The organism is Clostridium mediterraneense (genome assembly GCF_900091705.1).
Classification (GTDB): domain Bacteria; phylum Bacillota; class Clostridia; order Clostridiales; family Clostridiaceae; genus Sarcina; species Sarcina mediterraneense.
In genome coordinates, this window is record NZ_LT594785.1 from 1,211,701 (window position 1) to 1,225,944 (window position 14,244).

A 14,244-nucleotide genomic window follows, 5' to 3' on the forward strand; every position below is an offset into this window, starting at 1 on the left:
GGTATATCCCTATTTTTATTATGGAGGTAAAGTTATGAAAAGAAGTTTTAATGATAATGCTACTGTAAAACGAAGAATTATGGTAGGAGTATCAGTACTTATATGTATACTTTTAGCACTTCTTGTACGTGTTGGATATATAATGATTTTTAAAAGTGGTCAATATTCAAAAATGGCTGTTGAACAATGGACAAGTGATGTAAAAATAGCTGCAAAGCGTGGAAAAATATTAGATAGAAACGGTAAGGAGCTAGCCATAAGTGGTAATGTATATAGGGTAGATTTAGACTTAAAAACAGTAGCTAAATATAATAAAGAACATAATACTACAAATGAGGATTTAGCAATAAGACTTTCAGAAGCATTAGAGATGGATAAAGAAACTGCACTTAAAAAATTAAATTATAGACTTCCATCAGGAGCTCCTGCCCAAAGTTCTATAGTTGCTAGAAGAGTTGATAAAGAAAGAGCAGATAAAGTTAAGGAATTAAATATAGATGGAGTCATGGTATCAGCAGATACAAAAAGATATTATCCAGAAGGATCTTTTTTATCTCATGTTATAGGTAATACTAATTCAGATGGTAAAGGACTAACAGGGGTGGAACTTATGTATGATAGTGATTTATCAGGAGTTCCAGGTGTTAGAATAACAGAAATAGCTAAGGAAGGCTCAGCAATAACAGATATAATTTCTAGCTTTACTCCACCAGTAGATGGTAAGGATGTAGTTTTAACTATAGATTCACAAATACAATCATTTTTAGAAAAGGCAGCAGAAAAAACTCTTGAAAAAAATAAAGCTACTACAGTTAGTATTATAGCTATGGATCCTAATAATGGCGAAATACTTGGAATGGTTAATTCACCAGGATTTGATCTTAATAGCCCATATGAAGGATTTGAAGGCTTCGAAGGTGCAACAGATAATGAAAAAATACAAAAAATGTGGAGAAATAGAACTGTATCAGATACTTTTGAACCAGGTTCTATATTTAAGGTTGTAACAGCTGTTGCAGCTATGGAAGAAGGTTTAGCTAATAAAGGAGAGACTTATAATTGTGGTGGTAGTCTAAGAGTTGGGGATAGAAATATAAGATGTTGGAAAAGATCAGGACATGGTCCATTAACATTTGAAGGTATAGTTCAGAATTCATGTAATGTTGGATTTATGACTTTAGGACAAAGATTAGGAGCTGAAAAATTAACTGAATATATAAAGGCATTTGGTTTAGGAACAAAATCAGGTGTTGATTTACCAGGGGAAGCACCAGGAATAGTAAAGAAAGCTGAAAAAATTACAGATACTGATTTAGCTACCATATCTTTTGGACAAACTAATACTGTAAATATGATTCAATATCTTACTGCTTTTAATGCAGTTGCAAATGGTGGAACACTTATACAGCCTCATGTAATGAAGGAAGTAACTCATGTAAATGAAAGTGGTGAAACAATAGTAGATAAAAAATTTGAGCCAAAAACTAAAAAATCAGTTATAAGTGAAGAAACTGCAAAAGAAATGAGAAGAATATTAGAAACAGTTGTAATTGAAGGGGGAGCAAAAAAATCTCAAGTAGAAGGTTATCAAATTGGAGGAAAAACTGGTACTGCACAAAAAGTTAAGGCAACTGGAGGATATGGTGGAGGATATGTAGCTTCATTTATATCAATGGTTCCAACAGACAATCCTAAGATAACATTATTTGTGTCAATAGATGACCCTAAGGGTTCAGCTTATTATGGTGGAGTTATAGCAACACCAGTTGCAAAAATGGTATATGAAGATATATTTAATTATTTAGGACCAGAATATTTTGATGCTAATCTTAAAACTAATGATTTAATAGTTCCAGAAGTTAGAGGACTTGAAGTTAAAGAAGCAAAAGAAATATTAAAGGAAGCAGGCTTAAAGTACAAAATTGAAGGTGATGAAGAGTATATAAGCGATATGTTACCTAAAGCGGGATATATGGTAAATGAGGATTCAGAGATAAAACTTTACACAGGAGGTAGTTCAAATTATAATAAAGATATTATAGTTCCAAATTTTATAGGTCTTTCTAAAGAAATGAGTGAGAGTATTGCTGAGAAAATAGGACTTACACTAACTTTTGAAGGTGAAGGACTGGTTACTAAGCAAAGCATTAAAGAGGGAGAGGTTATTAAAAAGGGACAGACCATTCAATTAAATTTAAAGACAGATTAATTTTTATATAAATTAGCATGTGAATGCTATTCGCATGCTAATATTTTTATGAATTAATTTGTAAATTTAAGCATAGTATTTAAGGAGTGAAAGTATGCTTTTAAAAGATTTATTAAAAGACATAAGCTTTGAGCTTATACAAGGAAATGATAACATAATCATAGAAAAAGTACGCTATGACAATAGAAAAGTAAATAAGGGAGACTTATTTGTTTGCGTAAAAGGATTTAAGGTTGATGGACATAGTTTTATAAAAGACGCAGTATCTAAAGGAGCGACAGCTATAGTTGTGCAAGATGATGTAGAACTTATAGATGGTGTAACTTTTATAAAAGTTAAAGATACTAGAAAGGCACTTGCAGAGATATCATCAAACTTCTTTGGAAGACCACAAGATAAATTAAAGATAGTAGGTATAACAGGAACAAATGGAAAAACTACATCTGCGTTTATTATTAAGTCTATTTTAGAGAAGGCAGGTAAAAAGGTTGGACTTATAGGTACTATAGCTAACTATATAGGAAGTCAAAAAATAGATACTGAAAGAACAACACCAGAATCATTTGAACTTCAAGAATTATTTAGTAAGATGGTTAATGAAGGTGTAGAATATTGTGTAATGGAAGTTTCATCACACTCTTTAGATCTAGATAGAGTTTATGGAGTAAAATTTGAATCAGGTATATTCACAAATTTAACAAGAGATCATTTAGATTTCCATAAAACTTTTGAAAACTATTACCATGCTAAATTTAAGCTTTTCGAAAGATCAAAAACTTCAATAATTAATGTAGATGATGACTATGGTCAAAGAGTATTAGAAGATTTAGCTAAGATGGATTCTAAAAAAGTAGCATTTTCAATAGAAAAAGATTCAGAATTTAAGGCTTTTGAGATTAAAATGAGTCAAAATGGTTCAGAATTTAAGTTAGAGATAGATGGAAATGTTGAAGAATTCAATATTAATATCCCAGGAGAATATAATATTCACAATGCTTTAGGAGCTATTTTATCAACTTATAATTTAGGAATAGATATTAAAGCTATTAAAGAAGGAATTAGTGATATAGTTATTCCAGGAAGATGTGAAATGGTAGCTAAAGATAGAAATCTTGACTATAGCATAATAATTGACTATGCACATACTCCAGATGGACTTGAAAATATCTTAAAAACTGTAAGAGGATTTGTTAAAAATAGAATAATTACAGTTGTAGGTTGTGGTGGAGATAGAGATAAGGTCAAGAGACCTCAAATGGGTAAAATAGCTTGTGATTTATCAGAAATAGCTATAATAACTTCAGATAACCCAAGATCAGAAGACCCTATGAGTATTATTGAGGACATAATAAAGCCACTTGATAATAAAAATTATGAAGTTGAGGTAAATAGATATAATGCTATAGAAAAAGCTATGAATATGGCAGAGTCTGGTGATGTTGTTCTTATAGCAGGAAAAGGTCATGAAACATATCAAATACTAAAAGATGAAACTATAGATTTTGATGAAAGAAAAGTAGTATATGAAATATTAGATAAATAGGAGTGTTCTATATGTTAGAATTAAACTTTGATGAAATATTGAGTGCTGTAAATGGTGAAGCAATAAAAGTTCCTAAGGTTTATACAGGAAAAAAGGTTTCAACAGATACTAGAAAGATTGAAAAAGATAGTATATTTATAACTTTAAAAGGTGAAAATTTTGATGCTAATCAATATGTTAAAGATGCTATAGATAAAGGTGCTAGTTTAGTTATTTTAGAAGAAGTATTATTTGACATTAAAGATTTAGATGAAAATGTAGGAATAATAAAAGTTGAAAATGGTGAAAAAGCACTTGCAAATCTAGCTAGTTTTTATAGAAATAAGCTTGGAATAAAAGTAATTGGTGTCACTGGATCAACAGGTAAGACTTCAACAAAAGATATAATGTCAGCTGTTTTAAGTTCAAAGTTAAAGGTATTTAAAACAAAAGGAAACTTCAATAATCATATAGGTTTACCTTTAATGATATTAGAGTTAGATAGTAGCTATGATGTTGCTATATTAGAAATGGGAATGAGCAATTTAAAGGAAATAAACTTCCTTGCTAATATTGCTAGACCAGAAATGGCTGTTATAACTAATATAGGATTATCACATATAGAAAATTTAAAAACACAAGATAATATTTTAAAAGCTAAAATGGAAATTGCAGATTTCTTTAATAAAGATAATGTTTTAGTTGTTAATGGTGATGATAAAATGTTATCTACAGTTAACAATAAAAAATATAAACTAATTAAGACAGGTATAGACAAAGAGTTAATTTTAAGAGCAGAAAATATTAACTTAGATAATTTAAGCTCTAAATTTGATATAATAGATGGAAATCAAAAATATAGTTTCTCTTTACCAATGCCAGGAAAGCATAATATTCAAAACTTTATGTTATCTTATGCAATTGCTAAGGAATTAAATCTTTCAGTAGAAGATATGCAAAAAGGAATAGAAAATATAGAAGTTACATCAATGAGATTAGATTTAAAAGATGCAAATGGATATAAAATCTTAGATGACTGTTATAATTCTAGTCCAGATTCAGTAAAATCTGCTATAGATGTTCTTATGTCATTAAAGGGGAATAGAAAAATAGGAGTTCTTGGAACTATGAGAGAACTTGGTGATGAATCTATTAATGCTCATAATGAAATAGGAAGATATGCTAAAGAAAAAGGTCTAGATAAATTATTTGTATTTGGAAGCTTTTCAGAAAATATAAAAAACGGTTTTGGTGATGCTTGTGCAGTGTACGAAAGTAAAGCAGCTTTAATAGAGGATTTAAAAGCATATATACAAAAGGATGATATAGTTTTAGTAAAGGCTTCAAGAGGATTAAAGTTTGAAGAAATAACAAAAGCCATAATTTAAAGCACATATTAAGGAGGTGGAGCTACTTATAATAAAAAGTAGCAAACAGAAATGGAAACAATTAAAAATTTAATAAATCCAGAAATAGTCACGACTCTTATACTTGGGTTTATAGTAGCAGCAATAATAGGACCTATTATTATACCAATGTTACATAAACTTAAATTTGGACAAAATATAAGAGAAGATGGACCACAGAGTCACTTAAAGAAAGCTGGAACTCCAACAATTGGAGGATTAATATTTATAATATCAGCAAGTATTGTATGTTTAGCAATGGTTTTATTCTCTGATAATAAAAATTCATCAGAGGCTATAGTAACAATGTTAGCATTTATAGGTTTTGGTTTTGTAGGATTCCTAGATGATATTCTAAAGATTATACATAAGAATAATTTAGGACTTAGGGCTTGGCAAAAGATGATTCTATTATTAATAGTTTCAGGTGGACTTGCTTACTATGCTAATGAGTATATAGGAACAACTATTGATATACCATTTACAAGTATTAACTTAAATCTTGGATATTTATATATTCCTCTTGTTGTAATTTACTTTGCTGGAGTAACAAATGCTGTTAACTTAACAGATGGACTTGATGGACTTGCAACATCAATAACTGTTTTAGTTTCAACATTCCTTGCAATAGTAAGTTATAAGACAAACCATATGAGCTTAGCTATATTCTGTGTTGCTCTTTCAGGTTCATTACTAGGATTCTTAAGATTTAATGCTTTCCCAGCGAGAGTATTTATGGGAGATACAGGATCACTTGCTTTAGGTGGAGCAATAGCTACTGTAGCATTATTCTTAAAGATGCCAATAATATTAGTAATTATTGGAGGTATCTATGTAGTAGAAACACTATCAGTTATATTACAGGTAGGATCATTTAAATTGAGAAAGAAGAGAATCTTTAAAATGGCTCCACTTCATCATCACTTTGAACAAGAAGGTTGGACAGAAACAAAGATAGTATCAATATTCTCAATTATCACAGTTGTACTTTGCTTTATAGGTTTCCTATCTATTTAAATTTAAATTAGGAGGAATATTTAATGGGGTTGAAATCATTAAAGAAAAATGGTACAGACAACTTTGACTATATTTTGTTTTCAACAATTATAGTACTTCTTACTATTGGGATCATAATGGTTTATAGTGCTAGCTTTTACCAAGCTATGATTAAAGAAAATAATGGAATGTATTATTTTACAAGACAATTAGCATTTGGTATAGTTGGCTGCGTTGCTATGTTTATATTATCTAGAATAGATTATGGTATTTGGAAAAAATGGGTTATACCTGCACTTGTTGTAGCTATAATTTTCTTACTTTTATTATTAATTGGACCTAAAGCAATTTTGCACTCAGCTAATGGTGCTACAAGATGGATAAAGCTTGGACCAATGACATTTCAGCCATCTGAAATTGCAAAGTATGCTATAGTTTTATATCTTGCATCAGCTCTTTCAACTAAGGGAGAAAAAATTAAAACTGTTAAAGGATTTGGTGGTCCACTTTTAGTAGCAGTTTTATTTGCTGGACTTGTTCTTGCTCATAATAATCTTAGTATAGCTTCAGTAATCATGTTTGTAACTATATCAATGATTTTTGTAGCTGGAGCTAAGCTCACTCATATGGGAATGTTAGGACTAGCAGGATTTTGTGCAGGGGTTTTAGGTATATTTATTCAACCATATAGAGTAGCAAGACTTATGAATTTTATAAATCCATGGAAAGATGCTGCTGGGGATGGATATCAATTAATTCAATCATTCTATTCTTTAGGTGCAGGTGGAGTTGTAGGGCTTGGTCTTGGTAAGTCAAGACAAAAGACTATGTATATGCCAGAACCTCATAATGATTTTATCTTTTCTATAATAGGAGAAGAATTAGGACTTATAGGTTGCACTTTTATAATTGCATTATTTATATTGTTTATATATAGGGGGATTAAAATATCCATAGCTGCAAAAGATGTTTATGGAACACTTCTTGCAGTAGGAATAACTGCCATAATAGCATTCCAAGCTATTATAAATATAGCAGTTGTAAGTGGATCTATGCCAGTAACAGGTGTACCACTTCCGTTTATAAGTTATGGAGGAACATCTTTAGTTATAAATCTTTCTGCAATGGGTATTTTATTAAATATATCAAGACAAAGTAAAAAAACAATATAATAAAAAAGAGTTATCTTTAGATAAAAAGATAGCTCTTTTTTTATTGTAAATTTATATAAATTGTTAAAATTATTATAACTTATAAGCTTTAATACAATTTTTAACAAAAAACTAATGAAAAAATGTAAATGAAATGATATTATTATTTTATACATTATCAAATTTTTACAATTAAGGGGATTATAATGAATAAAAAAATACAGGCATATGTTGCAAGAAAAGAACGTAAGAAAAAAATAAGGAAAATTATTTTAGGTAGTATAAGTTTTATTTGTATAGTTACATTAATTTTTGTTAAGGCTCCTTTTTTGAATATTAGTAAGATAAATATTAAAGGAAATAAAATACTTAAGGATAATAAGGTACTTCAAAGTAAAAGTGTTTTAGGAAGTAATATATTTTTACTAGATAAGAATAAGTTACAAGAGGATATTTTAAAAAATCCATATATAAAATCAGTAGATATTAAAAGGATTTTACCTAATGAATTAGAAGTCGTAATAGAAGAAAGAAAAATGATATATAGAGTAAAAGACAATAATAAAAGTTATATCTTAAATAAAGATTTAATAATTATGGCTATATCAAATAATCCAGATGGAATGTCTCTTATTGACCTTAAGGGCGTTAAAATACAAAATAGAACAGTAGGACAAGCGATAACTAATAATAAGGCTGTAATAGCATTAGCAGATAAAATAGGAAGTGAATTTATATCAGAAAAAAATAAAAATACATTCACAAGTTTAGATTTAAGTTCTACAAATAATATAGTTTTACATAAAGATAAGATAAAAATAATAATGGGAAATGATAAAGACTTGCAAAAAAAATATGAAAAAGCTTATAAGATAATAAATGATAAGGATATAGATTTAAAAGATGGGTATATTGATGTTAGTTTTATAGATCAACCAGTAATAAAAGGAAATATAAAAAAGGATTTGTTAGAGGGGGATAAAGAATGAGAAAATTATCTTCTCAGTTAACTCTTGCAGTAGTATGTACACTTTTAGGATTTATGTTAACAAGTCAATTAAAGCTTATGCAGGATAAAGAAAAAGCAACTTTAGATGGATATGATAAAGAAGATATTATACAAGAAATAGATGGCTTAAAAAAACAGAAAAAGGATCTTCTAAAAGAAAATAAGTTATTATCTGAGGAACTTAAAAATATAGAGGAAAAAGCTGTTGCCGAAGGAGAGCTTGAAGTTAAAACAAAAGAAGATTTAGATAAATCTAGAATGCTTTTAGGACAAGAGGATGTAAAGGGACCAGGAATTATTCTTTATATTAATTTGAAATCACCATTAGTTATAGGTCAAAATGTAAATTATATAAGAGAGTATGAACTTACTCATTTAGTAAACTTATTAAATTTTTCAGGAGCAGAAGCTATTTCTATAAATGGATATAGGATAACTCCTCAAACTGGAATTAAAAATGCAAGTGATTTTATATGGATTGGTGATGATGCTAGGATATCTCCATCTAAATCTATAGAGATAAGAGCTATAGGAAATATTGAAAATTTAAAGAAGGGAATTACCTTTCCAAGGGAGATGGAATTTGGTTCTTTAATAAATTATGATTATAAAATTGAGGAAAAACAAGAGTTAAAAATAGAGAAGAGTACTTATACTATAAGTAATAAGTATTTAGAAAAAGTGAGTGAAAAAGTAAGTGAAAAGTAATAGGGGGAAAAAATGATTGTTTTTATAGGTCTTTTAGTTGGTATAGTTTTAGGAATTGTATGGCCTGGTAATATACCAGATAAGTTCTCACCATATATATCTATAGCTATACTTGCTTCATTATGTTCAGTTTTTGGAGCTGTAAGAGCTATATTATCAAAAAATTTTAAAACAGATATATTTATTTCAGGATTTTTTGGTAATGCTATTCTTGCAGCAATATTAGTTTATATAGGGGAGAAGCTTGGAATGCCTTTACATTTTGCTGCAGTTATATTTTTTGGTGTAAGAATATTTGAAAATTTTGCAATTATAAGAATAGTTCTTTTAGAAAAAGCAAGAGTGGAAGATTAGATGAGAAATACAGAAGCTAATTTTTTTATATTTATTGCTGCAATTATGTTGGGGTTATTAATTTCACTTAATATAAATATAACTAAGTTTCCAAAGAAAGTTGTATTAAGTGTAAAAGAGTATCAAGATGCATATGAGGAAAGAGCTAGATTACAGTCAGATTTAATAGCTTTAAAAAAGGAAAAAGAAAGTTTATTAGAAAAAAAAGATAAGAATATAAAAAGTAATACTGAAAATGAACTTGAAGTAGATAGTTTAATAGATGAACTAGAGGCTAATAACAATATTTTAGGAGTAAATGATGTACAGGGAGAAGGTCTTATAGTAACTTTAGAAGATGGAAAGAAAGCTTTTGAGTCTGAGGTGGTTGATAGTTTTATACAAATGCAAAGAACTATACATGATAATGATATGACGGAAGTTTTAAATGATATAAAATATGCAGGAGCAGAAGCTATTTCGATAAATGATCATAGAGTTATATTTAATAGTTCTGTATATTGTGGGGGTCAATTTTTAATTATAAATGGAGTAAAGACTCCTGCTCCTTTTAGAATTAAGATGATAGGTGATATAGAAACTATTAAGAATAGATTATTAGCTAGTGATGGAGTTTTAGCAAAAATGAAGACTAGAGGAATACAAGTAAGTATTGAGGAAGAAAAAAATCTAAAAATATTTTCCTATATAAAAAATATAAATTATAATAATATTAAAATTATTAAAAATGATTAAAAATTTTAAATAAAAATTGAATTTTTTAAGAAATAGTATAAAATAAAAAGGAGGGAAGTGAAAGAAGATGAATATAAAGGATAATATAAGAAATTTATTGGATTATATACCTGATTATGTGAATCTAATTGCTGTATCTAAAACTAAACCCTTAAAAGATTTGGAAGAAGCTTATAAATGTGGAATTAGAGATTTTGGAGAAAATAAGGTTCAGGAACTTTGTGACAAATATGAAAACTTTCATAAAGATGTAAGATGGCATTTAATTGGTCATTTACAGAAAAATAAAGTTAAATATATTGTTGGTAAAGTACATCTAATTCATTCTTTAGATAGTATTTCCCTAGTAAAAGAATTAGAAAAACGATTTAGTAAAGAAAATATTGTTGCAAATACTCTAATTCAATTAAATATAGGTAGAGAAAGTCAAAAATATGGGGTTTTAGAAGAAGATATTTATGATATAATTAAAGAGATAGAAAAATGTAATAATATACTAGTCAAGGGTTTAATGGTTATTATCCCTAAAGGTAGTAAAGAAGAAAATATAAAATATTTTAAAAAAACAAAAGAGATATTTGAAATTTTAAAAAATCAAGAGTTTAACAATATATCAATGGAGATTTTATCTATGGGAATGACTCATGATTATGAAGAAGCTATAGATGAAGGAAGTAATTTGATTAGGGTTGGCGAAGGTATTTTTGGAAAAAGAAATTATATAAATTAGGAGGGTTTTATTATGCCAAAAATGATAGGAAAAATGAAGGAATTTTTAGGATTTGAAGCAGAGGAAGAATATGAAGATGAATTCTTAGAAGCAGAAGATGATTTTGAAGAAGATTATGAACCAGTTGTTAAAACACCTTTACAAAGTTCAGTTAACAATTCAAACAAAGTAGTAAGTATACATACAGCTTCATCAGCAAAGGTTGTTATAACAAAACCAACATCATATGATGATTCATTAGAAATTTGTAATTCATTAAGAAATAGAAATATCGTTATTATAAATACAAGTGCTTTAGAAACTAAAGTAGCTAGAAGATTATTAGATTTTGTTAGTGGAGCATCATATGCTTTAGATGGAAACTTAGATGATATAGAAAATAGAGTTTACATTTTATCACCATCAAATGTTAACGTAACAAATGAATTAAAAACAGAATTAAGCTCAAAAGGTATTTTCAACTGGAAATAATTTGAGTAATGAATAAAGAGCAATTTTTAGCTTTATTTTCTAAACAAGCAGATCTAGAAATTTTGAAGTTATATAATCTTTATGAAAAATCATCTAGTAGGGGGATAGGCTTATATTCAGAAGAGTTCTATCCACCTTCTGTTTGGAAAAGTTTAGAGAAATTAGCCACTAAAAATTTATCTATTGAATCATATGGGATTTTTGAGGATTGTGATAGGAGAATAATAGCTTTTAATAAGTTTGAATGGGATGAGTATCCTATAAAATTAGTTGAAATTAAATGTAATACTAAGTTTTCAACTGTAGAACATAAAGATTTTCTTGGTGCTATTATGGCTCTTGGAATTAAAAGAGATAAAATAGGAGACCTTATATTAAAAGAAGATGGAATATGCTATTTAGCAACTTTTGATAAATTAGCAACTTTTATAGTTGATAATCTACATAAAATAAAAAAATTAAGCTGTGAATGTAAAGTTATAGATTATCCCCTAGAAATTCCAAAAATTGATTTTAAAGAAGAAATTATAAATGCCGCATCTAAAAGATTAGATTCTGTAGTTGCAGCATTAGCTAATATCTCAAGAAGTAAATCAAGTGAGTTAATTTCTAAAGGACTTGTTTTAGTTGATTATATTGAAGTGACAGATAAAAGTTATGAAGTTGATGATAATTCGAGAATAACGATAAGAAAAGTAGGAAAATTTAGAATAAAAGAGACTTTTGGAACTACTAAAAGTGGAAGATTAAAAATTACAGTATTAAAGTATGCTTAGGGGGGTTGTTAACTATGAATTTAACACCAATGGAAATAAATAATAAAGAGTTTAAAAAAGCTCTTAGAGGGTATGCACCTGAAGAAGTAGATGAGTTTTTAGATAGAGTAGTTGAAGAATATGAAGCTCTATACAAAGAAAATACTAGATTAAAAGAAAAAATTGAAACAATAAAGGAAAAGCTTGATCATCATAGTCAAATGGAAAGTACTATACAAAATACATTAATACTTGCTCAAGAAACAGCAGAGCAATCAAAGAAAACAGCACAAGAAGAAGCAGATAGAATTATTAGAAAAGCTAATGATACAGCTCAAAAGATTCTTGATAAAGCTCATAATGATGTACTTCAAATTAATGATGATTATGATATAATAAAACAAGAGTTTATAAGATTTAGATCAAAGTTTAGAAACTTTATGAATTTCCAATTAGAAACTTTTGATGATTTAGAAAGAGACTTCGTTAAAAACTTTAACGTAACTAAACCAGAAGATCTTGATGAACAAGAAATACAAGGTATAGAAGTAGGAGTTTTAGAACAAGAAACTCAAGAAATTAATATCAAAGACATTAATGATGATACAATGATGATGGATGATGATATGAGAGAAATCAAAAGCTATTTTGCAGAAAATTAGTTTCAACAGAAATCTCACTTCTAGAAAATAAGAAGTGAGATTTTTTATTTATAAAATTTATTGTTAGTAGGAGTAATAAAAATGGAAGAAAAAGAAATAATAGTTGATAAAGAAGGAGAAGGCATAAGAGCTGATAAATATTTATCAGATAAATTAGAAGGCTTATCAAGAAGTTTTATCAAAGATTTATTTGAAAATGGAAATGTACTAATAAATGATAAAAATGAAAAAGGAAAGTTAAAGTTAAAAGAAGGAGATAGGATAAATATATCTATTCCTGAAATTGAAGAATTAAAAGTTGAAGCTGAAGATATTCCTTTAGATATTATTTATGAAGATAAGGATATTATTGTAGTTAATAAGCCAAAAGGAATGGTTGTACATCCAGCTGTGGGAAATTATACAGGAACACTTGTAAATGCATTATTATACCATTGTGATGATTTATCAGGGATTAATGGTGTTGCAAGACCTGGAATAGTTCATAGAATTGATAAAGATACATCAGGGGTTTTAGTTGTTGCAAAAAATGACTTTGCACATAAAGAGCTAGCAAAGCAATTTAAAGATCATAGCATTAAAAGAGAATATTTTGCTATAGTTGAAGGTAAAATGGGTAAAGAAAGAGGAACTATAGATGCACCTATAGGAAGACATGCTAAAGATAGATTAAAGTTTACTGTTGTTAAAGATGGAAAAAGAGCAGTTACACATTATGAAACTTTAGAAGTGTATAATTCATGTTCTCTTGTTAAATGTAATCTTGAAACAGGAAGGACTCATCAAATAAGAGTTCATATGTCATTTATAAGTCATCCTCTTTTAGGTGATGAGGTTTATGGCTTAAAGAGACAAAAAATATTAAAGACAGGTCAAGCACTACATGCAAAAAATTTAGGTTTTATACATCCTACTACTAAGAAATATGTTGAATTTAATTCAGAGTTACCTGTATACTTTAAGGAGCTCATAAGAAAGTTTGGAGGAAGTTATGAAGATTAAGGCAACAATTTTAGATGAAAATGCTATAAGAAGAACCCTTGTAAGAATGTCTCATGAAATAGTTGAGAAAAATAAGGGAATAGAAGATATAGTTCTTGTTGGAATAAAAAGAAGAGGATATCCTTTAGCAGAAAGATTAAGTAAGCTTATAGAAAAAATAGAGGGTAAAAAAGTTCCTGTAGAATGTTTAGATATAACTTTATATAGAGATGATTTAAGTAAGGTCACTGATCTTCCAGAAGTTAAAGAAACTAAGTTAAGTATGGATATTGTAAATAAAAAAGTAATTATAGTTGATGATGTTCTATTTACTTGTAGAACAGTAAGAGCTGCTATAGATGCTATTATGGATAATGGTAGACCTAATGTTATACAACTTGCAGTTCTTGTTGATAGGGGACATAAAGAATTACCTATAAGAGCAGATTTTGTTGGAAAGAATATCCCAACAGCAAAAGAAGAAATAGTTAAAGTAGAAATAGAAGAAATAGACGGAAGCGATTCTGTTAAGATTTACGAGCAATAAGAGGAGAT

The 14,244-nt window shown here is 28.2% G+C and carries 15 protein-coding genes; all 15 read left to right on the forward strand.

All coding sequences use genetic code 11. The features are described 5' to 3' along the window. The first annotated feature begins 34 nt into the window (after positions 1-34). The 15 genes from BN8917_RS07835 to pyrR all read left to right on the forward strand — a co-directional run bounded on the left by BN8917_RS07835 (position 35) and on the right by pyrR (position 14,236). Positions 35-2,209 (forward strand): stage V sporulation protein D, encoded by a 2,175-nt coding sequence (locus tag BN8917_RS07835; protein WP_066872927.1) that lies wholly within the window; start codon positions 35-37, stop codon positions 2,207-2,209. Between the two features lie 94 nt (positions 2,210-2,303). Then, positions 2,304-3,752 (forward strand): UDP-N-acetylmuramoyl-L-alanyl-D-glutamate--2,6-diaminopimelate ligase, encoded by a 1,449-nt coding sequence (locus tag BN8917_RS07840; RefSeq protein ID WP_066872932.1) that lies wholly within the window; start codon positions 2,304-2,306, stop codon positions 3,750-3,752. Positions 3,753-3,763: 11 nt separating this feature from the next. After that, complete coding sequence (locus BN8917_RS07845; RefSeq protein WP_066872935.1) at positions 3,764-5,119, forward strand: UDP-N-acetylmuramoyl-tripeptide--D-alanyl-D-alanine ligase; 1,356 nt, start codon at positions 3,764-3,766, stop codon at positions 5,117-5,119. Positions 5,120-5,170: 51 nt separating this feature from the next. Then, positions 5,171-6,154 (forward strand): phospho-N-acetylmuramoyl-pentapeptide-transferase, encoded by a 984-nt coding sequence (gene mraY, locus BN8917_RS07850; RefSeq protein WP_066872938.1) that lies wholly within the window; start codon positions 5,171-5,173, stop codon positions 6,152-6,154. Positions 6,155-6,177: 23 nt separating this feature from the next. Further along, a complete protein-coding gene (ftsW, locus tag BN8917_RS07855; protein WP_066872943.1) occupies positions 6,178-7,305 on the forward strand; it encodes a putative lipid II flippase FtsW in 1,128 nt (375 codons plus the stop codon). Positions 7,306-7,490: 185 nt separating this feature from the next. Further along, positions 7,491-8,273: a cell division protein FtsQ/DivIB gene (locus tag BN8917_RS07860; protein ID WP_066872946.1), complete on the forward strand. Its 783-nt coding sequence runs from the start codon at positions 7,491-7,493 to the stop codon at positions 8,271-8,273. Continuing rightward, the gene (locus BN8917_RS07865; protein WP_066872949.1) at positions 8,270-9,001 is read left to right on the forward strand and encodes a DUF881 domain-containing protein; all 732 of its coding nucleotides are present in this window, start codon (positions 8,270-8,272) and stop codon (positions 8,999-9,001) included. Before BN8917_RS07860 ends, BN8917_RS07865 begins: the two co-directional genes overlap by 4 nt. A gap of 12 nt (positions 9,002-9,013) precedes the next feature. Then, positions 9,014-9,355 (forward strand): small basic family protein, encoded by a 342-nt coding sequence (locus BN8917_RS07870; protein WP_066872952.1) that lies wholly within the window; start codon positions 9,014-9,016, stop codon positions 9,353-9,355. Beyond that, positions 9,356-10,090, forward strand: a complete 735-nt coding sequence (locus BN8917_RS07875) for a DUF881 domain-containing protein (RefSeq protein ID WP_066872955.1) — start codon at positions 9,356-9,358, stop codon at positions 10,088-10,090. 67 nt (positions 10,091-10,157) lie between these two features. Beyond that, the gene (locus BN8917_RS07880; RefSeq protein WP_066872958.1) at positions 10,158-10,820 is read left to right on the forward strand and encodes a YggS family pyridoxal phosphate-dependent enzyme; all 663 of its coding nucleotides are present in this window, start codon (positions 10,158-10,160) and stop codon (positions 10,818-10,820) included. Positions 10,821-10,832: 12 nt separating this feature from the next. Continuing rightward, positions 10,833-11,291 carry a cell division protein SepF gene (locus tag BN8917_RS07885; protein WP_066872961.1) on the forward strand — a complete coding sequence of 153 codons (459 nt, stop codon included), beginning with the start codon at positions 10,833-10,835 and terminating at the stop codon, positions 11,289-11,291. Positions 11,292-11,299: 8 nt separating this feature from the next. Next, entirely contained in the window at positions 11,300-12,067 is a 768-nt protein-coding gene (locus tag BN8917_RS07890) for a YlmH family RNA-binding protein (protein WP_066872964.1), read from the forward strand. Between the two features lie 14 nt (positions 12,068-12,081). Beyond that, complete coding sequence (locus BN8917_RS07895) at positions 12,082-12,708, forward strand: DivIVA domain-containing protein (RefSeq protein WP_066872968.1); 627 nt, start codon at positions 12,082-12,084, stop codon at positions 12,706-12,708. Positions 12,709-12,789: 81 nt separating this feature from the next. Then, the gene (locus BN8917_RS07900) at positions 12,790-13,710 is read left to right on the forward strand and encodes an RluA family pseudouridine synthase (protein WP_066872971.1); all 921 of its coding nucleotides are present in this window, start codon (positions 12,790-12,792) and stop codon (positions 13,708-13,710) included. Further along, positions 13,700-14,236, forward strand: a complete 537-nt coding sequence (gene pyrR, locus BN8917_RS07905; RefSeq protein ID WP_066872973.1) for a bifunctional pyr operon transcriptional regulator/uracil phosphoribosyltransferase PyrR — start codon at positions 13,700-13,702, stop codon at positions 14,234-14,236. Before BN8917_RS07900 ends, pyrR begins: the two co-directional genes overlap by 11 nt. Positions 14,237-14,244: the final 8 nt, after the last annotated feature.